Origin of the sequence: Candidatus Palauibacter irciniicola (assembly GCF_965208695.1) — a bacterium.
GTDB classification, from domain to species: domain Bacteria; phylum Gemmatimonadota; class Gemmatimonadetes; order Palauibacterales; family Palauibacteraceae; genus Palauibacter; species Palauibacter irciniicola.
The window spans coordinates 1570248-1593909 of the sequence record NZ_OZ242352.1; the positions used below are offsets into that span (position 1 = coordinate 1570248).

The following is a 23662-nucleotide window of genomic DNA, read 5'->3' on the forward strand; positions in this document are numbered from 1 at the left end:
CGGTTGCGGCGGACGCTACTCTGCGGCCATCTCACGCGCCACGCAAACACCCGACGCTCGGCATCGTTACATGAGGCCGTCGGAGTATACGTGGAGCCGCCAGAGGTTGCCGCCGCGGACGGCGCGGGCGATGTCGATGCGAAACAGCCCGTCCATGAGCGACAGGCCGACCCCCACGCTCGACCGCCAGCCCTCCGTGCCGAAGGCATCCACCGGCCCCGCCCATCCCGTGTCCCAGAACCCCGTGATCCGCACCGGGCTTCCCCCGACATCGTACGCCGGATCGCCGATCCGGAAACCGCGCCCGAGTTCGAACCGGCCGAACCAGAAGCTCCCGCCTCCGGTCGACACCGGGTCGAACGCGCGCAGCGTGTACGACCCGCCGAGGTGGAAGCGCCGCTGTGGCGGCGGCTCCCCGAACACTCTGCCCGCCCCGCCCTCCAGCGCCACGGACCACTGGCTCACGGGGAGTTGAAGGGCCGCCGAGACCGCGGCACGCCCGTAGAGGTCGAAGTCGCCCGCCGCGGCTTCTCCCCAGATGGAGCCGCTGAGGACCGGGGTGCCCGGATCCACCGAGGAGAACGCGCGCAGGCGACCCGAGATGCCGGCGATGTCGCCGCGCGCGGCGAAGATGTTGTCCGGAAAGACCGCATCGCCGAACAGGTTCGGGAGCGAGGCATCGCTCTGTTTCGGTGCGTTCCGGTGGCGCTCCGCGAAGAGCGCGCCTTCCACGCGGGTCCGCTTCCCCTGGTGGCTCGCCGACATCTCGAAGCCGGTCTCCCGGAAGTAGAGGCCTTCGTCGTACCCCATGACGAGGCTGTTGAAGGAGTTGCCGAAGGAGAGCGGACGGCCCCAGTCCCCGAGGTCCGTGAGGCGCCGGTACGCCGTGACCCCGAAGCCGCCTGTCGCCGTCTGGCGGCGCCACCCGACCTCCAGGCCCGGCTCCCACTCCGGGATGCCGACGCGCGGCGTGACCGAGAACTCCGACGTGACCCCCGTCGGTACGGCGAAGCGGGCGCTGAGCGAGAGCCCTTCGACCCGGTTGTAGCGCAGCCTGCGCAGACCCGGAGCGAGATCCAGGCGGGGGCCCAGCCCCCCGGCGGCGGGGATGTGCAGCGATGACAGGCGGTCCTTCAGATCGTCGAGTTCCGCCGCCGCGAAGGCGTCGACGGTGGCGGAGAAGAGCGGTTCCGGAAGCTCCCGGGACGAGGGGAGTTCCGCGACGGGCGGGACGATGATCACGACCGGCCGCACAGCTTCGAGCAGGGAGTCCGGCTCCGCGGTGAGAGGGTCATCGCGCGTCCGCCCGGCCTCACGCTCCGCCCGACGCCGGGTTCGCCCTTCCGTCACGGTGACGTCGAGCACCTGACCTTCGGGCGCGAGGAACTCCTCGTCGCCCTCGACCCAACGCGTCCAGCCCGGCGGCAGATCCTCGCCCGGATCGAGCGACGGTTCCCGATCCACGGCATAGTCCTCGAAGGTCCATTCGTAGCGCACCGGCATGCTCGCCAGATTCGCCATCGTGGCGACCGCGTCGAAGGCCATGCGATTCGGGAGCCACCAGCGGAGTTCCTGGAGTCCGTAGTCGATCGTGATGAATTCGACCCTGGCGCGGATCGGCTTCACGAACCCGGGAACGTCTTCCGCGTCTTCCGGTTCTTCGCGGTCGAAGTCGTACTCGATCGCGGGACGGTAGGCGGCGCGCGTGAGGACTCCTTCGTCCGCGTCGAACCACAGCGAGCCGGCAATGCGGTCGAAGCGGGCCTCCCGCGGCTCGACGATGGCCTCGATCAGCGTCACCGTGCGGTTGTCCCCGGGGAAGCGGATCCGAAGCGTGTCTCCGGAGCGGTAGCGGTAGTGATAGGCCGCGGTATCGGCGAGGGGATGGAGGGCCCACTCCGAACCGACCGTCACGTGCTCGCTCGCCGGGTCGATCATGTCGAAGTCGAGTTCGAACGCGTCGTCGTCGCGCAGATCGTCCTCGAACTCGACGCCCAGGCCGACGATCGGCACCCCGCGGCGAACTCCCAGCCAGCGGACGATGTGTTCGCCCTCCGCCGCCCAGCGCAGGCGCGCGGCGCGCTCCTGGTGAAACATCGCCCGCTCCCGGCGCAGGGCCGCGCCGCCCAGCCCGGCGTAGATGCGCTCGCGGAAGGTCGCCTCGAAGCTCGTCAGCCCTGCGGCCCGGGCTTTGCGCTGCGCCAGCGCTCGCTCGATCAGCCCCGCGATCCCTTCATCGGCGTAGGCGTCGACCGGAATCGGCCGCGAGACGGAAACGGACGGTTCCTGCAGGGCGCGCGCGTCGGATGCGACGCCCGCGGCCGCCCCCATGCACACCGCCAGTGCAACGGCGCACCCGGCAGCAGACATTCGGTTCAAGAGCGCTCTCCAATCCAGGGCCGACTTCGCGGCGTCGAGGCGCGGGGCTCGCGGCCGGTCGCGAGACGCAACCGGCCCGGGCGGCCGATACATCCCGACAGGTGCCGTTACGTCTATGTTTGGGTAGACGTTTCAACCTTCGCCCGCGTCACCGGGGAGAAAAGCGCGTGGGTCTGTACTCCGAACACATCTTTCCGCGTCTCATGGAGAGCGGACTCAAGGGCGACGTGCATCGCAGGTATCGGCGCCGGGTTCTCTCCCGTGCGCAGGGGAACGTGCTCGAAGTCGGCTTCGGCACCGGCCTGAATCTCGAATGCTACCCGATGTCGGTTCGCCGCGTCACGGGCATCGACCCCGCGGCCGTGCTCGAGCGACGCGTGCGCGCCCGCGTCGCCCGTGCCCCCTTCCCCGTCGAGCGCGTGATCCACGACGCCGCCGACCGACTCCCCTTTCCGGATGGGCATTTCGACACGGTGACGAGCACCTGGACGCTGTGTTCGATCGAACGGCTCCGGGACGCCCTCGTCGAACTGAGGCGCGCGCTGAAGCCCTCCGGCGAGTTCCTCTTCCTCGAGCACGGGCGGAACGACAAGGGCTGGGTTTCGCGCATCCAGGACACCCTGAACCCGGTCCAGAACCTGGTCGCCTGCGGCTGCAACATAAACCGGAAGATCGACGTCGAGATCGAGGACGGCGGATTCCGGATCGTCGACCTCGACCGCTTCACGATGCCCGGGGTGCCCCGGGCGCTGGGTTCCGTCTACCTTGGCGTGGCCAGACCGCGGACCACGGACGGCTAGCCTTTCAGCGTCCTCGTGGCGAGGACGGCGCCCGCCGAGCCCGCGACGGCCGGGCCGAGCAGGAAGAGAAGCGCGAGGCCCCAGTGGCCGGAAGGAGGATCGGTCACCGTCACCCAGACGCCGATGACGCCCAGCAGGGCGAGGCTCCAGCCCGGCGCCAGCCCCCAGAGGAGGGGACGCGCGCCCCGGTGCCACCGCGCGAGGCCGAAGCCCGCCAGAAAGTACAGGAGACCCCCGAGCGCGATGAGCCCGGGACCGGGACCCACAGGCAGATCTCTGAACACGAGCGCCAGCCCTGCGAGGCCGGCGAGGAGGCAGACGATGACGGAAACCAGGAGCTTCAGGGCGGCTCTCATGGCGTGCGAAGATGGGGCGAGATCCGCGGTTTCTCAAACGTCCCCGGCGCGCGCCTTTCGCCGGAGCGCGGCAGCGGTTGCCGTCGCGCTCACCGCCGTCGTCCACCCGTTCGGCGCCGCGGGGGCGATGGGCCAGGCCATCGATCTCGAGGAGCTGGCATGGATCGCCGGCCACTGGGGCGGAGACGCCTTCGGAGGGCAGATCGAGGAGGCGTGGTTCAGCCCCGCGGGACGCTCGATGTCCGGCTCCTTCCGCCTCGTCCGGGACGGTCTCGCGGTCATGTACGAACTTCTGCTGCTGGAGCAGGATGACGATGGCGAGATCTACTACCGGTTCAAGCATGTCGGGCGAGGCTGGGTGCCATGGGAGGAGACGCGGCTCGAATATCGTCTCGCCGCCTTCGAAGGCCGGAAGGCCACCTTCCGGAGCACGGCGGAGACGCCGCCGCCGAACGCTCCCTGGTGGTTCACGTACGAGAGCCCGACAGGCAGCGAGCTGATCGTAACGATACATGGCAGCGCGGGCGGCGATCCCGTGGTGCTGTCGATGACAAGGCGATGAGGCCGTATCTTTCGGGCGACGGAAAGCGTTCATCGGGGAGAGAGCCGGACTCGACCGGGGGAGTCGCATGAGTGTATTGGAGTCGAGACATGGAGGCGCCCGCCTGGCGGCGCTGACCCTCGTCGCGGCGGGCGTGCTGGCGGGTTCGCCGAGTTCGGCCGCGGCGCAGGAGGAGACGGAACGGGAGACGGCGGAGCTGATCGGGCAAGTGGTCAGCGCGTCGACGGGACTCCCGCTCGAAGGGGCCCGGGTGATCCTCCTGGGTTCCGGGTACGGGGCGATCACCGATGCCGAAGGCAACTTCCGGGTCCCGCGGACCTGGGCCGGCAGGGATTCGGTCGAAGTGCGGTACATCGGGTATGAGGCCGGCTATACGATCATCGAGCTCGAGCCGGACCAGACGACGCGCGTCACGTTGACCCTTTCGAGTACCGTCATTCGCATCGCGGATCTCACGGTGGAAGTACGGCAGACCCGCCGCGCGCGGCACGTGGAGGGCTTCCTGGAACGCATGGAAAAGGGGTTCGGGACCTTCTTCACGCCGCGGGACATCATCAATCGTAACCCGCGCCTGCCCAGCGACCTCCTGCGCGGCCTGCCGAACGTCGCCGTGGGCCGGATCGAATACGGGAGAGCGGAGGTCTTCCTTGGAGAGGGTGCCCGGCTCGGATGTCCGCCGGCGCTCTACCTGGACGGGATGTACCAGGCGGGGATGCAGTTCGACGATCTCGAGAAGGAGGTTCTGGGCGCGGTCGAGGTCTACAGGCGGGACGTCGAGACGCCGATGGAGTTCATGCGCACGGGTTCGACCTGCGGCGCGATCGTGGTCTGGACGCCGGACGGCGCGGGCTTCCTGGACTGGGCCGGGGAACTTCCCCCCTTCGAATAGCAGGGCGTGAAAAAACCCCGCGTCAGTCCCGCCCGCCCGCAGGCTCGCCGTTGAGGGTCAGCGTCCATTCGAGTTCCATATCCTTCCGGAGCGAATGGTAGACGGAGCAGTAGCGTTCGAACGAGAGCATAACGGCCCGCCGAGCCTTGGCTTCGTCCACCTTGCCGGAGACGTGGAAGTCGAACTGGAGACCCTTCACGTAGCGCGGCGCCGCTTCCGCCCTGCGCGCCCTCGCCCGGACCGAGAGCCCGGTGAGTTCCTGGCGCCCCTTCTCGAGGATGACGACCACGTCGATCGCGGCACAGGCGGCGACGGATTCCACCATCAGGGCGACCGGGCTGGGGGCGATCCCCTCGTCCCCGTCGATTCGCGTCTCGTGGTCGGCCCGGTCGGCGCTGAACTTGAGGCCGCCGTCCCACCGGACCTGGATTCCGTCCGTATCCATCTCGATCTCCGTGGCAAGTGTAGTGTCGCAGAAATACTGGGTTTGGACTCCGGCAACATAGTACAACGCGGCCGGCAGCCGGTGGCAAACGGGCTGCCGAACCGCTGAAACCGCCCCGGGATGGAGGGCGTACGGGCTCTTCGGGAGGTGCGACATGTTTGAGTTCATCGGGAATTTTCTCTGGCTCGCCATCGCCGGCGCCGCTTCGGTCGGCGGCTACGTGACGATGAAGAGGTTCGTACACAGACGATTGCGCTTCGTGGACGGCGTTCACCGGCGCGGCGTTCCGCTCGTGGCCGGGATCGCAGGCGGCGTGGTCGGATTGCTCGCTGCGGCCCTGCCGCTCATCACTCCCCTCACGGCCGTTCTGTTCGGGATCGGGGTCGGTACGGGCGTGGCGGCGGGCCGAAGGGAGATCAAGCGCCTCCCGAGCCCTTGACCTTCTCCGCGGATCCGCTCCGCCTCACAACCGTCCTCGCGGACCTCGTCACCACGAACTCCGTGAATCCGACCCTCGTGGAGGGGGCGCCGGGCGAGACGGAGATCGCGCGCCTCACGACCCGGCACATGCGCGAGGCGGGCCTCGAAGTGACCCGGTACGAACCCGAGGCGGGCCGGCCGAGCGTCATCGGGCGCCTCGCGGGCGTTGGGGGAGGGCCGGCCCTGATGCTGAACGCCCACTACGACACGGTCGGCGTGGAGGGCATGGAGGCGCCGTTTTCGCCGAGCATACGGGACGGGCGGCTCTACGGACGGGGGGCCTGTGACATGAAGGGGGCGCTGGCCGCCTGCATCGAGGCCGCCCGGCTCCTCCACGAATCGGAAACGCACCTTGCCGGCGACGTCCTCGTGGCCGCCGTGGCGGACGAAGAATACGCGAGCCTGGGCACCGCGGACCTGCTCGAACGGCGCGCGCGCGGTGAACTGGCCTTCGACGCCGCGATCGTCACGGAACCCACATCGCTGGATCTGTGCATCGCCCACCGCGGGTTCACGTGGATCGAGATCACGACCCGCGGGCGCGCCGCCCACGGAAGCCGCTACCGCGACGGTATCGACGCGAATCTTCGCATGGGACGCGTCTTGCACCGGCTGGAGGCGTTCATTGACGAACTCCAGTCCCGGCCGGGGCACGCCCTTCTCGGCCCCCCCTCGATGCACGCGGCGCTGCTCGAGGGCGGGAGCGGGATCAGCACCTACTCCCCGCGCTGCACGCTCAAGGTCGAGCGGCGCACCGTGCCGCCCGAGACGCGGGAGTCCGTGGAGGAAGAGATCGCCGCCATACTCGACGACCTGAGGACCGAGGACCCGTCCCTCGAGGTCGCCTGGTCGACCTTCTTCCACCGCGAACCCTTCGAGACGACGCCGGAGGCGCCCGTCGCGGCCTGCGTATCGCGCGCCGCCCGCACCGTGCTCGGCCGCGCGCCAGCGGTCATCGGCGACTCCCCCTGGATGGACTCCGCCCTGACGCAGGCCGCGGGCGTCGACAGCGTCGTGATCGGCCCGCACGGCGAAGGTGCGCACGCCGACGTCGAGTGGGTGGACCTCGCGTCGTGCGCGAGGCTGGCCGAGATCCTCGCCGGGGCCGCGGCCGACTACTGCGGCTGACCGGGGCCGTTGGCACCCTCGGATCGCGTGACGCCCGTCCATTCGAGGCTCCGGTCCCAGAGCTCCCGGGCGAGATCTGCGTCGTAGGCCTGTGCGGTCGCGGCGACCTCATCTTCCACCTTGAAGTACCTCCCGGTCACCGCATCGCGGGCGGGGTCCGCGACGAGCCGCATCACGGCGCGGCCGCCGACCTCGGGCTTCGCCATCAGGCCCCTGGCCGCGTGCAGGAGCAGGCCCAGCGCGCTCCGGTTCTTCCGCCAGATCCGGGTGCGGAGCACGCCGGGGTGCATGGCGTTCGCGGTGATCCCGCGGGCGCCCCAGCGCCGCACCGACTCGAAGGTGAAGAGGGCGTTGGCCAGCTTCGTGTCGCCGTAGGCCTGGAAACCGCCCTTCCAGGCGTCGCCGCGGACGATGGGCTCGAGGGCGGCGCGGCGCAGGTCCCCGTTGCGGTGGGCTTCGGAACTCACGTTGACGATCCGGCCCCGCCCGGCCGCGAGCGGTGCGAGCAGCCGATGGGTGAGGAGGAAATGGCCGAGGTGGTTCGTCGCGAACGTGACCTCGAAGCCCTCGGACGTGATCTCGCGCCGGTGGAGCCAGACGCCGGCGTTGTTCACGAGGATGTCGATGGCGCGGAAGCGGGCGGCCAGGCGGTCGGCGAGGGTGCGGACGTCGGCCTGGAGCGAGAGGTCGGCGAGTTCGAGGCGGACATCCGCGCCCGTCGCGGCCCCCGCCTGCCGCACGTCGGCGAGCGCCGGCTCCCCCCGCTCGCGGCTGCGGCATACCAGGGTCACGCCGGCGCCCGCGCGCGCGAGGAGTTCGGCGGCGGACTTCCCGACGCCCGAGTTGGCGCCGGTGACGACGGCGACCTGCCCTTTCAGGTCGAGAGCCGCTCCTTCCACCGCCTCCGTCATCGGGCCGGGAGGGCGAACGCCTGCAGCTTCGAGTCGACCTGTCCGTCGGCGGAGGTCGCGACGACGACGAACTGGCGTCCGGACCGGGTGCGATACGTCATCGGGTTGCCGCGCCCCAACCCTCCATCCAGGCCCCCTCGCCAGAGGGTGGCTCCATCGCGGACATCCATGGCCTCGAGCCACGGAGTGCCGCCCGCCAGGAACACAATCCCGCCCGCCGTCGCCAGCGGCCCCGACGTCGTGCCGTGGCTCTGCGGCGTGCCTCCCATGGGCGGCAGGTCGAGGCCCGCGAGCGCCGGGTGCTCCCGGATCGCGGAGTCGTCCCCGAACGGGCGCTGCCACAGGTGGGCCCCCGTGTTGAGGTCGATCGCCGTGATCGTGCCGTAGGGCGGCTTGAGGATCGGAAGCCCGCCGGCCACCGAGAGGGTGCTCGCGAAGTTCGGGAGGTAGTCCGCGTCCCCGGCCCCCGGCTCCGCCGCGGCGACGCGCGCGAGGAAGGGATCGTCATACGCCTTCACGAACATTTGGCCGCTCTCCGGATCGATCGCCGCGCCGCCCCACCCCGCCCCGCCGATGAGCCCCGGCATCATGATCGTCCCCTCGACGGAGGGCGGCGTGAAGATCGGCCCGGTGCGGTGGCGGCCGAACACCTCCAGCGCCTCCGCCCTCAGTTCGGGCGTGAAATCGATGAGGTCGTCTTCCGTGATCCCCTGGCGGGAGAACGGCGCGGGCCGCGTCGGGAACGGCTGGGTCGGCCACGGCACCTCGCCGGGAACCGTGCTCTCGGGCACGGCCCGCTCCTCGACCGGCCACACGGGCTCGCCGGTCTCGCGGTCCAGCACGTACGTGAAGGCCGTCTTCCCCACCGCCACGACCGCGTCGATCTGGCGCCCGTCGACCTCGATCGTCACTAGCCCGGGCGGCGCGGGCAGGTCGTAGTCCCACAGCCCGTGGTGAACGGTCTGGAAGTGCCACACGCGCTCGCCCGTCCGCGCATCCAGGCACACGAGCGACTCCGCGAACAGGTTCTGCCCCCGCCGGTGCCCGCCGTAGAAGTCGTTGTTCGGCGTCGAGACGGGCAGGTAGAGGAGCCCGCGCTCGGGGTCCAGCGAGAACGGCGCCCATACGTTCGCCGATCCGGTGTACGACCAGGACTCGTCCTCCCACGTCTCGACCCCGTACTCCCCTTCCTTGGGGATGGTGTGGAAGGTCCAGCGCAGTTCGCCGGTGCGCGCGTCGAACGCCTGGACGTCGCCGGGCGGGTTGTTGCGATAGATCCGGTTGTCCGGGACGCCGCTGCCCACGATGACGATGTCCTCGTACACGACGGCGGGCGAGGTGTTGGAGATGTGAAGCCGGTTCGCGTCCCAGGCGAGCCCCTCCGTCAGGTCGACCTCGCCCCCATCGCCGAAATCGGGAATCGGCTCGCCGGTGGCGGCGTCGAGCGCGATCAGCCGCCAGCGCGAGTTGAGGAAGATCCGGCGCTCGCTTCCGTCGCTCCACTGCGCGATGCCGCGGTGGCAGAAGCGGCAGCCGCGGTGGAGGTTCCCCCACTCCCACGCCTTGGGATCGTAGCTCCAGAACTCCTCTCCCGTCTCCGCGTCCAGCGCGACGACCCGGCTGTAGGGGGTCGAGAGCCACATCGTGTCGTTGATGACGATCGGCGTCGCCTCGAAGGCGCCCGGCGCGACGCGTTCGCCCTGGATGGGGCTCGCCGCGTCCGGAATCGGCTCTTCTCCCGTCTCCCAGACCCAGGCGGCCTCGAGTTCCGCGACGTTGGAGCGGTCGATGTCGGTGAGAGCGGAATACTTGAGGCCGCCGGGGTCGCCGCCGTACACCGGCCAGTCGTCGCCCGCGTACGCCGTCGTCGGCTGCAAACTTTCCCCGGCATCGCCGGCGGCTTCGTCGCCGCCGCAGCCCGAGAACGCAATCCCGAATCCAAACGCCAACCACGCGAGGGCCGGCATGGCGGGGGCAACGCGGGGCATCGGGAACCGTCGTCGGGGCATGCGTCCTCCGGTATATCGTCGGCAGATGAACTGTCGTCGCAAACGGATCTCAGGGGCGGGAATCTGGGGGGCACGCCCGGATGCGGCGAGTCCGCCGCCGTCCGCGGCGTTCGGTCAGTGCCGGGTTAGCAGCCCGTGGCAAAACCCCGCGTCAGCGTGAAGCGCTCGCCTGACAAGGAGTGACGAGGGAGAATAGCAGAGCTATTTGACCGAGGAGCGACGCAGAGCGCAGCGTTTCAGGCGAGGTGCAGCGCCGCTCGAACGCAGCGGGGCTTTTGCCACGGGCTGCTAGATCATTCGCCGGCGAGGAGTCCCGGGTTGTGCCGGCGGGCATAGTCCACGCAGGCCTCCCAGTCCGCTGCGTAGAAGGCCCGGGCGCGCGCGAGTTGCGCTTCGGTGAGAAGCGGGTCGGCACTCAGGATCCGCTCCGGCGCGACCCCTCCGAGCGTCACGCCCGCGTGCCAGGCGAGCCGGCGAGACCGCACACGGAGCCACCGGAGGCCGGCGGACGCGGGCTCTTCGCGCCGCTTCACGGGCCAGCGCCGGCCCACCTCGCGCAGGAACCGGTACTGCCGGTCGCGATAGGAACGGTTCGACGGACGGAACGAGATCCGGGCCTCCTCGTACGCCGCGCCCACGTAGTCGGCGATGGTGCGAACGAATCCCCGGGGATCCGCGACGAGACGGTCGAAGAAGAGGACGAGGGGCCGATGTTCGAAGTGGTCCTCGAGCACCCGGATGCGCTCGCGGAAGAGGGCCGAGGACTGCGGCCGGACGCCTTCGTCGCGCTCGAGGTCGATGAAGGCCTCGAACGGGACGTAGCGCAGTTCCTTGATCTCCCGGAGATACACCGACCGGAGCCACTCATCGTGGCGGCGCAGGACCAGAATCGGCCGGGCCGCCGGCGCCGCGCGCGCGAACCACTCCACGGCGGGCGTCAACTCGCGGTATCCGAGTTGCCGGGACACGAGCACGGGAAGATCTCCGCCCCGCCGCATCACCTTCGCGCTCTGCCGAAACCGGGTGCGCGGCACGTAGCGCACGCCCCGAAAACGCGGAAACACGCGCTCCTGCAGCCACCGCGAGGCCGCCCGGCCCGCTCCCACGTGGAAAAAGACTTCCGGGGCCGTCTTCGGTGCCGCAGCGTGTGACGGTTTCGTGATGTGAACCTCGGCGTCGGGCATCGGAGCCATGTGACGCCGCTGGTGATTCCGGCGTCTTCCGGACAGCATCCGGGAACGTAGCCTCACCACGCCGCCATCGGGACGGGCGATGCACCTCGCGGGAGTGACGGACATGTATCACGGACGAGCGTGGGCGCTGGCCATTCTGGTCGCGCTACAACCGGTTGTCCTCCCCGGCGGCGTGGGGGGCCAGTCGCTGGACGACTGCGACGACCGGGCCTCCCTCCGGATCTCGATCGTGGACGAGTCCGGCTTCATTCCGATTCCCGAAGCCACGGTGGTTCTGCGCTGGACGGACACGGTGCGGCGGCCCGTGCGCGAAACCGCAGGCACGGACGGACACTTGCTGCTCTGCGCTCCGCGGGACGCGGGGGAGGCCACGCTCTGGGCGGAGTTCGGCGACGCATCCAGCCAGGAAGCCGTCGTGGCCCTTGAAGCGGGGGTGCCGCACGACGTCGAACTTCGGCTTCTCCTGTCCGAGACCGGTACCGGACGGCTCGTGGGGCTCGTCCGCGACGCCGCTACGGATGAGCCCGTGGCCGCGGCGGCCGTGTCCATCCTCGGCGGCACCGGCGAAGTGTCGAGCAATCGGCGGGGCCGCTTCGTCCTCAGCGGCGTGCCCGTCGGTCGGCGCGAGATCGCCGTGCGCCACATTGGCTATGCGCCTTTCCGCCATCCGGTCGCGGTGGCCCGCGGCCACACGACCGAAATCGAGATCGGTCTCGTCCCGGAACCGGTGGAGCTGGAGCCGCTGGTCGCGACCGTTGTTCGGTCTCGCCGGCTGGAGACCCGGGGCTTCTACGAGAGAAAATACTGGGGAGAACTGGTCAGCGGCGGCACGTTCTTCACGGCCGAGGACATCGAGCGCCGGAATCCCCTCCGGATCACGCAGATGGTCGCAGATATCCCGGGAATCCGACTCCGGAACTGCGGCGTGCGGCAGAACGACTGCAAGCTGTACAACACCCGGATATCGGACATCTCTTCGAACGATGGCTGCCTGATGAACATCTACCTCGACGGCAGCCTCATCGTGCGCAGGGGTCGGATCGGGGGCGGCGCCGTACCGAACATCAACGATTTCGTCCTTCCGATCGAGATCGCGGGTGTCGAAGTCTATCTGGGCCCTTCGGAGTTGCCGGCCGAGTTCGCCGGGATGGAATCCCGCTGTGGCGTCGTCGTGATCTGGACGAGGTCGTGAGTTCAGCCCTCGCGCAGCGCGTCGAGGAACACGTCGCCGTACTGCTGGAGCTTGGCGGGGCCGATGCCGGGGACCCGCAGCATCTCCTCGGGCGAGCCGGGACGCAGGTCGATCAGATCCCACAGCACCTGGTCGCTGAACACGATGTAGGCGGGGACGCCGCGCGCGTCCGCCAGTTGCTTCCGCAGGGTGCGGAGGCGCTGGAAGGTGGGGTCCGACGGAGACCGGTCGACGTCGGCCGCCGCGGGGCGCCGCCGGGAGCCCCCCGCGCGCGCCTTCCGCTTGAGCACGGGGAGCACGTCCACGAGATCCGTCACGCCGAGTCCGGTGCACACATCGCACGATTCGCCGCACCCATCGAAGTCCTCCCCGAAGTAGGCGAGCAGCCCGCGGTGGCGGCACGCGTCGCGGTCCGCGAGCCGGAAGAGGTCGACGGCCGCCCGGCGCTTCGCCTCGCTCACCCCCGGATCGTCGATCTCGGCGAGGAACCGCTCGCGCACCTTCACGTCCGCCCACGAGTAGAAGAGCACGCAATCGCTCGGGAGTCCGTCCCGTCCGGCGCGTCCGATCTCCTGGTACCACGACTCGATGTCCGACGGCATGTCCCGGTGGATGACGAAGCGCACGTTGGACTTGTCGATCCCCATCCCGAAAGCGATCGTCGCCACGACGACGTCGACCTCGTCGCGGGCGAACGCGTCCTGATGCTCGGCCCGCGCGTCGTCGTCGAGTCCCGCGTGGTACGGGACCGCGTCGACGCCCTCGCGCCGCAGGAACTCCGCCATCTGCTCCACGGACTTGCGCGACAGACAGTAGACGATCCCGCTCTCCCCCCGGTGCCGCCGGATGAGCCCCAGAATCTCGGCCCGCGTATTCCCCTCCCCTTTCTTGCGGCAGACGACGCGGAGGTTCGAGCGAAAGAAGGAACCCTTGTATCCCTCGGGTTTCCTCATTCCCAGCTGTCGAACGATGTCGGCGGCGACCCGCCGGGTGGCGGTCGCGGTGAGCGCGAGGATCGGCAGTCCGTTTCCTCCCGCGCCTTCGTCGATAATCTCGTCCCTCAGTCCCTGGAGCGCCCGGTAGGACGGACGAAAGTCGTGTCCCCACTGCGAGATACAGTGCGCCTCGTCGACGACGATCAGGGAAAGCGGCGCGTAACGGAGGCGTGCCCGCATGTGCGGCCCCAGCGCTTCCGGAGCCAGGTAGACGAGTTCATAGTCCCCGCGCTCGAACCCCCGCAGCCGGCGCCGGCGCTCGTCCGCCGCGAGCGACGAGTTGATCGCCGTGGCCCGGAACCCGAGGTCGAGGAGGGCGTCGACCTGGTCCTTCATGAGGCTGATGAGCGGGGAGAGGACGACGACCGTCCCCGGCATGAGACGCGCCGGGATCTGGAAGGTGAGCGATTTCCCCGCCCCGGTGGGCATGACGCCGATGCAATCCCGCCCCGCGAGGACGGAATCGATGATGTGCGCCTGTCCCGGCCGGAATTCGTCGTAGCCGAACACGTCGCGGAGGACGGATTCCGGGTGGGGGGCGCGCGGCTCGATCATCGTTCGCAACATACCATGGATGTCCGCCCCCGGCTCAACGGGACCTCAACGGCGGAAAACCCTTTTCGTCATGTCAACGTCCTTACAGGTTGAGAGCTTGGCGGTCCGTTGTTTGCCACGGGCTGCTAGCCTGCCCCTGCCCTGGAGGTGTGCGATGTCGACGCATTCCCGCCGATCCGGCCCGAAGGTCGGACTCTCTCTTCCGCTCGTCGTGTTTGCAGGCGCGCTGCTTGGAGCGTGTGGGGACGGTGCCGCTCCGCGCGATTACACGGCCGAGGAACTCCAGGCGGCGAAGGCCGAGCTCCGGGACCATGCGCGGCTGCGCACCTTCGAGGCCGGCAAGCTGTTCGGAGACGAGTGGGTCGCCCGCGCTCCGGACGACGCGGAACTTCGAGGCCTCTACGCCTACCAGCTCGCGGGCTGGGGGCTGTCGAAAGAGGTCCGCGAGCAGGCCGACGCGATTCTCGCCGAAGATCCGGAAAACCCGTGGGGCATCTACGCGAAGGCCTACGCGCACCTCCTCGACCGTGAAGCGAAGCTCGCGGTCGAAACCGTTCGGGAGGCATGGGAGGCTTCGCCGCAGCCGGAGTTCGCCTTCCTCTACCTGAGGGCGCTGGCGCAGGCCGACTTCAACGCGGCGCGCGAGTTGCTCCAGTCGTTCGACGAAGAGACCCGCGCCTGGCCGGAGGTCTGCGGATGAAGGCCTTGATCGAGTCTCAGGCCCGCTACACGCTGGCGATCCGACATGGGCGGACACCAGCTCGGGCGACCCTGACGGAGCTCGTCGAGCGGTTCCCGAACCACGTCGTCGGATACACGAGGCTGGCCAACGAGGCCTACAACGCCCGCCGCATGGACGAGTGGACGACGCTCATGGAGACGGCCCTCGAGCTCGCGCCGGGGTCGGGGGACGTGCGGAGCCAGCACTGGAGGGGTCTGTGGATGTCGGAACTCCTTCCCGCGGAGGAACGGCAGGCGGCGGTGGAAGCGAGCATGGCCGCATATCGGGAGGCGAGTCCCGAGACCCTGGAAGGGCTGCAGACCATGGCCTCCATGTACCGGCAGATGGAAGACGAAGAGCGCGCGGCCGAACTCGAGGCCCGAATCGTCGAGAGCGATCCGGCGAGCTATCACGCGATGACGGTGTACGTGGGCGAGACGCGAAGAGTCGGTCGGGAATCGTTCGAGATCTACCAGGAATACGGCGAAGACTCGCCGGAGTATCGCGCCCAGCTGGAAGTGACGCGGGAGGCGGCCTATCGGTATCTGGAACGCCCGCTCTATAACGATCTCTTCACGGGTGGCGTCTATCTCGACCTCTATTCGGCTCTCGAGGCGATGGACCCCGTCCCGGGTGAAGAGTTGGCCGAGGCGATCCGGGGACTTGCGAAGTACGAGCGTCTCAATCCCCACTTCACGTTCGGGCTGGCCCCCTTGGCGATGGTCGATCACACGCCATACCCGCTCGAAGCCGTCGACATCGTACGCGAGGGCATGCCCGTCATGCTGGAGCGATTGAACGAGTCGCGAGAGCGGTACGAGACGGAGGGCGAGTGGGATCAGGCACTTCGGTACTACCTGGGCGGCATCTACGACGTCATCGGGTGGGCATACTTCAAGGCCGGCCGTACGGACGACGGGCGCCACACGCTGGAGCGCGCGCTGGCGATCAATGATCGCAACCAGGATGCGAGGCATCACGCGGGTCAGGTGTACGAGCAGTTGGCCGCGGAGGCGGAGGACGCGGGGGACGCGGAGGCGGTCATTGAGTGGCTGGATCGGGCGGAAGACTCCTACATCGCCGGATTCGGGGCCACCCGCGGCGAGAACCCGAACGAGGCGGCGCTCGAAGCGCTCTATGAGAGCCGGAACGGGAGCCGCGATGGGATCGAGGAGTACCTCGCGACGCTCGACGAGCGCGACCGGATCCGGCGGCGCGAGCGCATCCTCGAGTCGCGCGTGGAGGCGGCGGGGACGTACGAACCGTTCACGCTCGCGCGGCTGGACGGCGAGATGGTCGATTCCGCCGACCTCGAGGGGAAGATCGCCGTGCTCCACTTCTGGGGAACGTGGTGCGGCCCGTGCATCGTCGAGATGCCGGAATACCAGAAGTTCGACGAACGCTACCGCGACGACGCGGAGGTCGCCGTGCTCTCGATCAGCAACGACCGCACGAACGACGTGATCGAGGAGTACCTGGCGAAGAACGACTTCGACTTCACCGTGCTCGTGGACGACGACTACGTGACGCGCGCGGGCGTGAGCGCCTGGCCGACCACCTGGTTCGTCGACCGGAAGGGCTACATCCGGTTCGTGAAGATCGGCACCGCCCTGAAGCTCGACGAAGAGTTCTCGTGGCGCGTCGAGGCCCTGCGGGAAGAGGCAACCGGAAGCCCCTGACCGGGCCGCCGACGGTCGCTTACCAGCGGAAGGCGGTTCGGGCGGCCTCCGCGGCGAGGAGCGTTCGCAGTTGTCGGGCCGTGTCGAGGGGCAGGTAGGGGATGTCGACCTTGTGGGAGGCGGCCCCCGCGCCGGCCGTGTCCACCCGGAGGCTGGCCATGCCCCGCCAGCGGTCGATCGGGGATGCGCGCAGGGCCACGACCTGGATGCGGGTGTAGCGGGCGATCGTCGTCCGGCGCCACAGCCAGCCGCTCCGGAACCAGACCATGTCGTCCTTCAGCGCCCACCCGAGCCAGTCGACGTAGCGCCGCGCGTAGAACACGGCCCAGGCGAGGAAGGCGGCGTGGAAGGCCATGCCCCAGGCTTCGAGCGCGAAGTAGAGCGGCACCGCGGCCAGCGTGGCGAGGAAGCACGTTCCCCTCAACACGCGCCGGAACGCGAGCGGAGATACGGGCTCCCAATTGACCTCGGGGGCGTCCAGCTCGGGGATCACCTCCCGAAGGAAGTCGCGCAGGCGTTCCCGCGGAAGAATGGGCGCGAGCTGCTGCCGGTGCGGATCCGCGTTCCCCGGTTGCCCGGCCTGGCTTCCTCCGGCGGTCTGCACGCCGACCGCGACCCGGCCCGCCAAGCGCTGCAACGGTCCCTCGTGGATCGTCACCGTCTGAACGCGGCGTAGCGGGATGGTGGCGGCGACCTGCGTCAGCATGCCGAACGTGGCGCGCAGCCCCTCCTCGGACCGCACGACCCGGTAGTCGTGCAGGCGTACGAGCGTCCAGACGACGGAGAGCATCCGGGCGAAGATCACGAAGGCGACGACCAGCGCCGCAACGGCGACCACGGTCACGAGAATGCCGGCCGCCACCACGTCCGCCGCTACGCCCTCGACCGCGGGCCCGATCCGCGACTGCTCCCCGGCGACCCAGTCGGAGGCCCGCTCGAAGAGCCCTGTCTCCCACGCGAGGCCGAAGGCGGCCGCGATCAGCACCATGCCGCGGTTCTGGAGCAGACCGTGGAGCAGGAGTTCGCGCGCGGGAAGATGCAGCAGCGTGCGCCCCTCCGGGGTACCGGCCGACGCGAGATCCGTCGCCGCTGGCTCCGCGAGTATGCCGGTCGCCGCCTCCCCGGCACCCGTCCCCGTCGCGGCGTCCGTCACCTCTCCGGCAGCCGCCGCCTCCCCGGCGGCCTCGCGCTTTCCCTCGCGGACCCGCTCCCGCAGCGCTTCGAGGGCCGGCAGCGGGAGGACGGTCAGCGTCGCCTCGGGTTCCTGTCCCCCGCCCGTCTGGAGCTTGACCTCCACGACGCCCAGCACGCGATGGAACACGCCCTGCACGGCGTCGAGGTTCTGGATCCGGGCGTAGGGGACGTGCCGCTCTCGCCGAAACAGGAGCCCGCTCCGGATCACGAGTTCCGCCTCTTCGTACCGGTACCGGAAGGTCAGGTAGCGGACCACGGACCCCACCACGAGAGGGATGAGCCCGACAAGGAGGACGAAACGCATCTCCACGACGCCCAGGAAGTTGGCCGAGGCGCCTCCGATGATCAGGGGGAGGATCGCCCGCCGCAGTTGGCTTGCGAGCGAGAAGCCGACGGAGAGCGGATGGAGCCGGTGCTCGGTGGCCCGGGAGGGCGCCGCCGTCTCAGACGGCATCGTCCCCCGCCGGCGGCAGGAGATGATCCCGGATGCGGAGCGCCGTGTCGTGCTCGAGTCCGTCGAGGGAGACCTTGGCGTGGTCCGTGCCCGCGGTGTAGATGCCCAGCGTCCCGAGGCCGTACTTCCGCTCGAGCGGCCCCTGCGACACGTCGGTATGCTGGACGCGGGAACGCGCCACGCTGATCGCCTGCCGCCAGATCACGCCCTTGCGGATCTCGATCCCGTCCGGGTGCACGGCGTAGGACGCGTAGCGGTGGTGAAGGACGGGCCACCGGTACAGCCACCAGCCCAGCCCGACCGTGATGGCGCTCCAGACGCTGACCAACCCCGCCACGACGCCGGGTGGCGGCCCGGCCACGACCCACAGCACGGCGACGGCCGCCGCCAGCGGGAGCGAGACGCAACCCGTGACGATGCCGCCGATCGTACGCTGCAGCGGGATCACCTTCGGATCGAGCGAACGCCGCACCCCGTCCGCGATGCGGGCGCCTGCCGCCAAGCCGCCCGCCATCTCCGCTGTCCGGTCTCCGGCGTCTCCGGCGTCCCGATGCTGTGCGTCGACTCGTTCATGTGGACAAGTTACGCTGATCGAAGGGTTTTCGTGTCGGCGCCCCGGGCCGGCGGGAACGGCCGGCGATCCGATGGGAGGAAGCCGTGAACGCCGCGGAGTCACGCAGCGACGAAGAACTGCTCGCCGAGTGCACGGTCGAGACGTTCCGGGCCGGCGGTCCGGGCGGCCAGCACCAGAACAAGACGGAGTCGGCCGTCCGGCTCACGCACCGGCCCACCGGCATCGTCGTGACCGCGCGCGAGTCCCGCAGCCAGCACCGCAACCGCGCCCGGGCCCTGGATCGGCTCCGCGCCGCCCTCCGGGAGCGGGAGCACACGCCGCCGCCCCGCCGCCGGACGAAGCCCACGCGGGCCTCCCGCGAACAACGGCTGCAAGAGAAACGGCGCCGCTCCCTCACGAAGAGGCAGCGGCGCCGTCCCGAATCCGACGAGTAGGCGGGCTGTTACGTCGTCGTCGTGGTGACCCGCCGCGCCGGGCGGTTCCTGTATTCCTCCCACAGGCTATCGTGCTTGTTGTCCAGGTCGGACGGCACGCCCTTGATGAACACCCACTCGATCCGGGTCGTGATCTCGAGCGGATCGCCGTCGGTCACGATCAGGTTCCCCACCTTCCCCACCTCCAGCGACCCCAGCCGGTCGTCCACGCCCAGCACCCGCGCGGGGCCCAGCGTCACCGCTTCCAGCGCGGCCTCCTTCGAGAGCCCCCACGACACGGAGTTCGCGGCCTCGTAGGGAAGGGTTCGCGCGTCGGACGAGTTGAAGGTCGCGAACGCGATCTCGACCCCCGCGTCGCGCAGCACGCCGGGCAGCGTGTTCGGATCGTCGTACGCGGTGTCCTCGCCCTGCGGCAACCGCTGCACCGGCCCCAGGATCACGGGGATATTCTTCTCGGCGAGCGTGCCGGCGATCTCGCGGGCGCCGTTTCCGCCCGCGATGACGAGGTCCAGGTTCCACTTCTCCGCGAACTCGATGGCCGACTCGATCTCGCGCCACCCGTTCGCCCGCACGATGACCTTCATCCCCCGGTCGAGGACGCGCGACAGGTGCTCGAGCTGGATGTTGCGCGGCACGCGGCTCGACCCGGACGCTACCGCCTGCCGGTAGTGCTCCGCGGCGACGAACCACGAATCCATCTCCGCCACTTCCTCGTCGAAGCGCTCCTGCGCCCGCCGGAAGGAACGGCCGCCCGCCGGGGGGCCGAAGCCGGCGAAGGCGCGGAAACCCGTCGAGAGCGTGGGCCAGCCGAGAACCATGGCCGCGGTCTTCTCGATCTCCATCTCCTCCACCGTCCAGCCGTCGAGGTGGACGAGCGTGGCCTGGCCCTGGATGCCGGACCCGCCGCCGCCGAAGCCGCGGCCTCCGCCGCCGGGCGCGACCATCGAGTGCGTGATCCCGTTCGCGCGCGCCACGGGGATGTGCTCGCTGGCGGGGTGGATCGCCGTATGGGCGTTGAGATGCGGGTTCCAGCGCCCCAGCTCGCCCGCGTCGTTCGTCACCGCGACGGCTCCGATCTCCGTGAGCCCGAGCGAGCTGAACGAATCGATCATGCCGGGAAAGACGTGCTTCCCTTCCCCGTCGATGATCTCGGCGTCCGCCGGGATGTCGACGTCCGATCCGACCGCGATGATACGGCCGTCGCGGATCACGATCGTCCCGCCCTCGATCACGCCGTCGGCCACGGTGTGAATCGTGGCCCCCTGCACGGCGAACGTGCCGCCCTCCTGCGCGGCGGCCTGAGCCGGCAGGGTAAACCCGACGGTCCCGAGGACGGCCGCCGCCGCGACTATCGACTTCACCATGGTGTCGATCCTGTCGTTGGTAGTGTTCCCGGGTGCGTTCCCGGATCTGCGCATCATCGCCCACCTCCGGGCCGCCGGCCCGGCTCGCGCTCGTTGCCGGAGTCGTCGTCCTCGTCGGCCTCGCCGAGCATCTCCCTCAACTCGGCCTTCTCGGCCTCGATCTCGGCCCGCATCGCCAGGTCCGCGTCGATATCGAACACCACCTCGCCGTCGATATACGTCGTCCGGACCCTGGCGTAGGAGGAGAGCGGATAGTTCTCCCACAGGACGATGTCCGCGTCCTTCCCCGCCTCCAGCGAACCCACGCGGTCGTCGATCAGGAGCTGGATCGCCGGGTTGATCGTGACGGTGGCGAGGGCCTCGGCCTCGGTCAGGCCGCCCCACTTCATTGTCTTGGCGGCTTCCTGATTCAGGTGCCGTCCCTCTTCTCCGCTGTCGGAGTTGATGGAGACGTTGACGCCGCGTTGCGTCATGATCGCCGCGTTGTGCGGAATCGCCTCGTAGGCCTCCATCTTGTACGCCCACCAGTCCGAGAACGTGGAGGCGTGGGCCCCGTGCTCCGCCATCTCGTCGGCCACCCGGTAGCCTTCCAGGACGTGCTGGAACACGTGGATGCGGAAGCCGAACTCCTCGGCCACCCGCATGAGTTGCAGGATCTCGTCCGCGCGGTAGCTGTGCGCGTGCACGTAGCGCGTGCCTTCGAGCACTTCGACGAGCGGATCCATGGTCAGGTTGCGGCGCGGCGGGATCGCATCGCGGTCGCCGTCGGCCACGCGCGCCCGGTAGGTGTCCCACTCGGCCTTGTACTCGCTGGCCTCGATGAAGGCCTGCCGGACCACGTCCATCACCCCCATGCGGGAGGCGGGATAGCGCGCCTCCTGGCCGGGGAGCGTCGGGCTCCCGGCCCGCTTCGGGTTCTCGCCGAGGGCGAACTTGATGGTGGGCGGCGCGCCCTGGAGGAGGAGACCCTGCGCGTCCGCGCCCCAGCGGTGCTTGATGACGGCGTTGTTGCCGCCGATCGGGTTCGCGCTCCCGTGCATGACGTGCGACGTCGTCGTGCCGCCCGCCGCCTCGCGGTAGAGCGCGATGTCCGTCGGATCGATCACGTCGTGGATCGATACCATGGAAGAGACGGAGACCGCCCCTTCGTTGATCGCGTCGGCCGCGATGTGCGAGTGCGCGTCGACGATCCCGGGCGTGATGAACTTGCCCGTCCCGTCGATGACCATCGCATCGGAGGGCGCCTCCACCTCGGAGGCCGGCCCGACGGCGACGATGCGCCCGTTCTCGAACAGGATGGCGCCCTCCTCGATCCTCCCGGCTTCCGCCGCCGTGAGAATCGTCGCGCCCGTGATGAGGATCGGCTGCTCCTGCGCGGCCGCCCCGCTCGGGACCGCGAGCGCAAGACCGAGCGCCAGGCACCCGGCTCCGACTCGCTCGGCAGCCCGTGTCATCGGATGTCTCATCGGACACCTCCTCCGGGCCTCGTGCCCGTGAAGTCCATGTTGCGCATGCCTCCGAAGGAAGCGTTCCCTTCGATCGAATCGCCCTCGACGGTGCCGGTGTAGACGATCTCCACGTCCATGCCCGGTCCCATCGTGGCGGAGACCGTGATGCTGAATTCGTTGCCGCTCACCCAGCCGTCGGTGATCTGCTGCTCGCCCCGCTCGCCCTGGATGATGCCGGAAATCGTGCCGTCCTCCGAAACCTCGAGTTCGGCCGTCGCCTCCTGCGAGTCGTTGTTGAGGGAGAGGAGCCAGGTGCCGTTCATGTCGACCGCCGGGGGCTCCGTCGGCCGCGGCTCCGGTGCCTCCTCCTCGAACCTGTGGCCATCGACGAACACCATTCGAATGTCGGTGTCCTCATCGAACAGCGGACCGTCGGTCACGACGAGGTTCGCGATCTTGCCCGCCTCGACGGAGCCGAGCATCGCGTCCACGCCGTAGATGCGGGCGGGTGCGGCGGTCAGCGCTTCCAGCGCCGCCTCCTCGGAGAGCCCGTTCTCGATCGCCGTCCGCACCTTCTCCATCATGGCGCGGGGGCTCCCGGCCGAGCCGCTGTAGAAGGCCCATTCGACGCCCGCCTCCTCGAGCCGGGCCGGCGTCGTGGGCGCATAGGCGCGGCGCTTCAGCGACGCGAGCGACTCCTCGGCTTCCGGATCCGCATCACGGTTCCGCTCGGGCCAGTCCGCGTTCACGAGCACCTGGACCCCGGCCGACGCGATCTCGTCGGCGAGTCCGTACGCCTCGTGCGCGCCCTGGAGGACCGGGCGCGAACCCGTGTCGCGCCCAAGCTTGATCGCGCGCCGGATCTGCCGCACTTCGTTCGCCGGCATCACGGTCGGCCACCCTGCGGTGATCGCGTCCTGGATCGGACCGAGCGCCCGGTCGTAGGTGGGCCGCGGCTGGCCGCTCGGGTTGGCCGTGTAGCGCGCCTCGTACTGCTGGCTGTGATCCGCATCCAGGTACAGTTGCCGGATGTAGGCGATGACGCCCATGAGCGAACCCGGGAAGCTCCGGAATCCGCCGGCTCCGCTCATCGTCACGCGGAGGGCGGCCGGCGCCTTCACGACCATCTCCTGCTCGTCGCCCGCGAGGTTCACCACGACGCCCTGGCCCGTCACGATCCCGTCGTCCGGGGCGACCAGCGCGTTCGTGAACCCACCGCTGCGCCACGTCTCGATGTCGTCGGAATCCGGGTCCAGCATGTCGGCCGCGTTCACCCAGGAGTTCGTCGCCGGACGGTCTTCGGGCCCCACGGTGCGGGGCTGGTTCGCCTGCTCGACAAACACGGCGAAGGGGTTGCCACCCGCGCCGCCTGCGGGATTGCCTCCCTGGGAGGCCAGCCCGATCCGCGACAGCCCGTCGAACAGGCCGGGGTAGACGGTCAGGCCCGAGACGTCGATCAGCCAGGCGTCGCCGGGGACCTCGACATCGGCTCCGACCGCCTCGATGAGGCCGTTGGCGATGACCACGGTGCCGTTCTCGATCACGGCGCCCGTGCCGGTCACGATGCGCGCGTTCTGGAGGGCGAAGAACGGGGGAGGTACCGGGGCCTGGCTCGGCATGTACTGCGCGTCGGCGGGCGCCGGGGCCGCGAGGCCGGACAGCGACGCGAGGAGCAGGCCCGGGACCACCCCGCCCGCCAGCCGGCGCGCGAGTGCGGTTCGGTTCATGAGAGGTACATCCTTCCGAATGGGTCCATCACGGTGAAACAAACCCCTGCACATCCTTTCACAACACACCTGAGTGAATCTCCGTTCAGTCACCCACGGGGTCAACGGCGCGCCGTGCTGGCGGACGCGGTCCGATGGCCCGGCTCAATCCGGGTTCGATGTGCATCCGTTTG

Annotated in this window: 21 protein-coding genes; 9 read left to right on the plus strand and 12 right to left on the minus strand. The window is 69.6% G+C overall.

Features of this window, described 5'->3' with window-relative positions; genetic code table 11:
• Nucleotides 1-66 precede the first annotated feature (66 nt).
• Nucleotides 67-2379, minus strand: coding sequence for a hypothetical protein (locus ACOGI9_RS06755; protein WP_419859096.1), 2313 nt, complete (start codon nt 2377-2379; stop codon nt 67-69).
• A 167-nt stretch (nt 2380-2546) separates the two neighbouring features.
• Here ACOGI9_RS06755 and ACOGI9_RS06760 point away from each other — a divergent pair, with 167 nt between their 5' ends.
• The gene (locus ACOGI9_RS06760; RefSeq protein WP_419859097.1) at nt 2547-3179 is read left to right on the plus strand and encodes a class I SAM-dependent methyltransferase; all 633 of its coding nucleotides are present in this window, start codon (nt 2547-2549) and stop codon (nt 3177-3179) included.
• Here ACOGI9_RS06760 and ACOGI9_RS06765 read toward each other — a convergent pair.
• Entirely contained in the window at nt 3176-3535 is a 360-nt protein-coding gene (locus ACOGI9_RS06765) for a hypothetical protein (protein WP_419859098.1), read from the minus strand. The two genes, ACOGI9_RS06760 and ACOGI9_RS06765, sit on opposite strands and share 4 nt — an antisense overlap.
• Before the next feature lie 127 nt (nt 3536-3662).
• Between ACOGI9_RS06765 and ACOGI9_RS06770 the strand changes: the two genes are divergently transcribed.
• Nucleotides 3663-4097, plus strand: a complete 435-nt coding sequence (locus tag ACOGI9_RS06770) for a DUF6265 family protein (protein WP_419859099.1) — start codon at nt 3663-3665, stop codon at nt 4095-4097.
• A gap of 67 nt (nt 4098-4164) precedes the next feature.
• Nucleotides 4165-4986 carry a carboxypeptidase-like regulatory domain-containing protein gene (locus ACOGI9_RS06775; protein WP_419859100.1) on the plus strand — a complete coding sequence of 274 codons (822 nt, stop codon included), beginning with the start codon at nt 4165-4167 and terminating at the stop codon, nt 4984-4986.
• 22 nt (nt 4987-5008) lie between these two features.
• On the opposite strand, the gene ACOGI9_RS06780 is transcribed toward ACOGI9_RS06775, so the two are convergent.
• Entirely contained in the window at nt 5009-5431 is a 423-nt protein-coding gene (locus ACOGI9_RS06780; RefSeq protein ID WP_419859101.1) for an OsmC family protein, read from the minus strand.
• A gap of 154 nt (nt 5432-5585) precedes the next feature.
• Between ACOGI9_RS06780 and ACOGI9_RS06785 the strand changes: the two genes are divergently transcribed.
• Together ACOGI9_RS06785 and ACOGI9_RS06790 are read left to right on the plus strand one after the other, a co-directional pair.
• Entirely contained in the window at nt 5586-5870 is a 285-nt protein-coding gene (locus ACOGI9_RS06785) for a hypothetical protein (RefSeq protein WP_419859102.1), read from the plus strand.
• On the plus strand, nt 5867-7039 hold the full coding sequence (locus tag ACOGI9_RS06790; RefSeq protein ID WP_419859103.1) for a M20/M25/M40 family metallo-hydrolase: 1173 nt from the start codon (nt 5867-5869) through the stop codon (nt 7037-7039). The genes ACOGI9_RS06785 and ACOGI9_RS06790 overlap by 4 nt, the downstream gene beginning before the upstream one ends.
• On the opposite strand, the gene ACOGI9_RS06795 is transcribed toward ACOGI9_RS06790, so the two are convergent.
• The 3 genes from ACOGI9_RS06795 to ACOGI9_RS06805 all read right to left on the minus strand — a co-directional run bounded on the left by ACOGI9_RS06795 (nt 7027) and on the right by ACOGI9_RS06805 (nt 11065).
• Nucleotides 7027-7950, minus strand: coding sequence for an SDR family oxidoreductase (locus ACOGI9_RS06795; protein ID WP_419859104.1), 924 nt, complete (start codon nt 7948-7950; stop codon nt 7027-7029). The two genes, ACOGI9_RS06790 and ACOGI9_RS06795, sit on opposite strands and share 13 nt — an antisense overlap.
• Complete coding sequence (locus ACOGI9_RS06800) at nt 7947-9959, minus strand: pyrroloquinoline quinone-dependent dehydrogenase (protein WP_419859105.1); 2013 nt, start codon at nt 9957-9959, stop codon at nt 7947-7949. Before ACOGI9_RS06800 ends, ACOGI9_RS06795 begins: the two co-directional genes overlap by 4 nt.
• 293 nt (nt 9960-10252) lie before the next feature.
• Nucleotides 10253-11065: a hypothetical protein gene (locus ACOGI9_RS06805; RefSeq protein ID WP_419859106.1), complete on the minus strand. Its 813-nt coding sequence runs from the start codon at nt 11063-11065 to the stop codon at nt 10253-10255.
• A 166-nt stretch (nt 11066-11231) separates the two neighbouring features.
• Here ACOGI9_RS06805 and ACOGI9_RS06810 point away from each other — a divergent pair, with 166 nt between their 5' ends.
• Entirely contained in the window at nt 11232-12344 is a 1113-nt protein-coding gene (locus ACOGI9_RS06810) for a carboxypeptidase regulatory-like domain-containing protein (protein WP_419859107.1), read from the plus strand.
• A gap of 2 nt (nt 12345-12346) precedes the next feature.
• Here ACOGI9_RS06810 and ACOGI9_RS06815 read toward each other — a convergent pair whose 3' ends face one another.
• Nucleotides 12347-13906 (minus strand): RecQ family ATP-dependent DNA helicase, encoded by a 1560-nt coding sequence (locus ACOGI9_RS06815; protein ID WP_419859108.1) that lies wholly within the window; start codon nt 13904-13906, stop codon nt 12347-12349.
• Nucleotides 13907-14048: 142 nt separating this feature from the next.
• Between ACOGI9_RS06815 and ACOGI9_RS06820 the strand changes: the two genes are divergently transcribed.
• Both ACOGI9_RS06820 and ACOGI9_RS06825 read left to right on the plus strand, forming a co-directional pair.
• Nucleotides 14049-14594: a hypothetical protein gene (locus tag ACOGI9_RS06820; RefSeq protein WP_419859109.1), complete on the plus strand. Its 546-nt coding sequence runs from the start codon at nt 14049-14051 to the stop codon at nt 14592-14594.
• Nucleotides 14591-16294: a redoxin domain-containing protein gene (locus tag ACOGI9_RS06825; protein ID WP_419859110.1), complete on the plus strand. Its 1704-nt coding sequence runs from the start codon at nt 14591-14593 to the stop codon at nt 16292-16294. The genes ACOGI9_RS06820 and ACOGI9_RS06825 overlap by 4 nt, the downstream gene beginning before the upstream one ends.
• 19 nt (nt 16295-16313) lie before the next feature.
• On the opposite strand, the gene ACOGI9_RS06830 is transcribed toward ACOGI9_RS06825, so the two are convergent.
• Both ACOGI9_RS06830 and ACOGI9_RS06835 read right to left on the minus strand, forming a co-directional pair.
• Nucleotides 16314-17942 carry a PH domain-containing protein gene (locus tag ACOGI9_RS06830; RefSeq protein WP_419859111.1) on the minus strand — a complete coding sequence of 543 codons (1629 nt, stop codon included), beginning with the start codon at nt 17940-17942 and terminating at the stop codon, nt 16314-16316.
• A complete protein-coding gene (locus tag ACOGI9_RS06835) occupies nt 17932-18456 on the minus strand; it encodes a PH domain-containing protein (protein WP_419859112.1) in 525 nt (174 codons plus the stop codon). The genes ACOGI9_RS06830 and ACOGI9_RS06835 overlap by 11 nt, the downstream gene beginning before the upstream one ends.
• 143 nt (nt 18457-18599) lie before the next feature.
• On the opposite strand from ACOGI9_RS06835, the gene ACOGI9_RS06840 reads away from it, so the two are divergent.
• Nucleotides 18600-18950 carry a peptide chain release factor-like protein gene (locus ACOGI9_RS06840; RefSeq protein ID WP_419859113.1) on the plus strand — a complete coding sequence of 117 codons (351 nt, stop codon included), beginning with the start codon at nt 18600-18602 and terminating at the stop codon, nt 18948-18950.
• 8 nt (nt 18951-18958) lie between these two features.
• On the opposite strand, the gene ACOGI9_RS06845 is transcribed toward ACOGI9_RS06840, so the two are convergent.
• From ACOGI9_RS06845 to ACOGI9_RS06855, 3 genes are read right to left on the minus strand one after another with little or no spacing between them, the layout of a single operon-like run.
• A complete protein-coding gene (locus ACOGI9_RS06845) occupies nt 18959-20371 on the minus strand; it encodes an amidohydrolase family protein (RefSeq protein ID WP_419859114.1) in 1413 nt (470 codons plus the stop codon).
• Entirely contained in the window at nt 20368-21780 is a 1413-nt protein-coding gene (locus tag ACOGI9_RS06850) for an amidohydrolase family protein (RefSeq protein WP_419859115.1), read from the minus strand. Before ACOGI9_RS06850 ends, ACOGI9_RS06845 begins: the two co-directional genes overlap by 4 nt.
• Nucleotides 21777-23489, minus strand: coding sequence for an amidohydrolase family protein (locus ACOGI9_RS06855; RefSeq protein WP_419859116.1), 1713 nt, complete (start codon nt 23487-23489; stop codon nt 21777-21779). The genes ACOGI9_RS06850 and ACOGI9_RS06855 overlap by 4 nt, the downstream gene beginning before the upstream one ends.
• Nucleotides 23490-23662: the final 173 nt, after the last annotated feature.

Coding starts and splice junctions, on each gene's coding strand:
- ACOGI9_RS06765 (WP_419859098.1), bottom strand. CDS start 3,535: ATGAGAGCCGCCCTGAAGCTCCTGGTTTCCGTCATCGTCTGCCTCCTC.
- ACOGI9_RS06770 (WP_419859099.1), top strand. CDS start 3,663: ATGGGCCAGGCCATCGATCTCGAGGAGCTGGCATGGATCGCCGGCCAC.
- ACOGI9_RS06775 (WP_419859100.1), top strand. CDS start 4,165: ATGAGTGTATTGGAGTCGAGACATGGAGGCGCCCGCCTGGCGGCGCTG.
- ACOGI9_RS06780 (WP_419859101.1), bottom strand. CDS start 5,431: ATGGATACGGACGGAATCCAGGTCCGGTGGGACGGCGGCCTCAAGTTC.
- ACOGI9_RS06785 (WP_419859102.1), top strand. CDS start 5,586: ATGTTTGAGTTCATCGGGAATTTTCTCTGGCTCGCCATCGCCGGCGCC.
- ACOGI9_RS06795 (WP_419859104.1), bottom strand. CDS start 7,950: ATGACGGAGGCGGTGGAAGGAGCGGCTCTCGACCTGAAAGGGCAGGTC.
- ACOGI9_RS06800 (WP_419859105.1), bottom strand. CDS start 9,959: ATGCCCCGACGACGGTTCCCGATGCCCCGCGTTGCCCCCGCCATGCCG.
- ACOGI9_RS06810 (WP_419859107.1), top strand. CDS start 11,232: ATGCACCTCGCGGGAGTGACGGACATGTATCACGGACGAGCGTGGGCG.
- ACOGI9_RS06815 (WP_419859108.1), bottom strand. CDS start 13,906: ATGTTGCGAACGATGATCGAGCCGCGCGCCCCCCACCCGGAATCCGTC.
- ACOGI9_RS06820 (WP_419859109.1), top strand. CDS start 14,049: ATGTCGACGCATTCCCGCCGATCCGGCCCGAAGGTCGGACTCTCTCTT.
- ACOGI9_RS06825 (WP_419859110.1), top strand. CDS start 14,591: ATGAAGGCCTTGATCGAGTCTCAGGCCCGCTACACGCTGGCGATCCGA.
- ACOGI9_RS06830 (WP_419859111.1), bottom strand. CDS start 17,942: ATGCCGTCTGAGACGGCGGCGCCCTCCCGGGCCACCGAGCACCGGCTC.
- ACOGI9_RS06835 (WP_419859112.1), bottom strand. CDS start 18,456: ATGGCGGGCGGCTTGGCGGCAGGCGCCCGCATCGCGGACGGGGTGCGG.
- ACOGI9_RS06845 (WP_419859114.1), bottom strand. CDS start 20,371: ATGATGCGCAGATCCGGGAACGCACCCGGGAACACTACCAACGACAGG.
- ACOGI9_RS06850 (WP_419859115.1), bottom strand. CDS start 21,780: ATGAGACATCCGATGACACGGGCTGCCGAGCGAGTCGGAGCCGGGTGC.
- ACOGI9_RS06855 (WP_419859116.1), bottom strand. CDS start 23,489: ATGAACCGAACCGCACTCGCGCGCCGGCTGGCGGGCGGGGTGGTCCCG.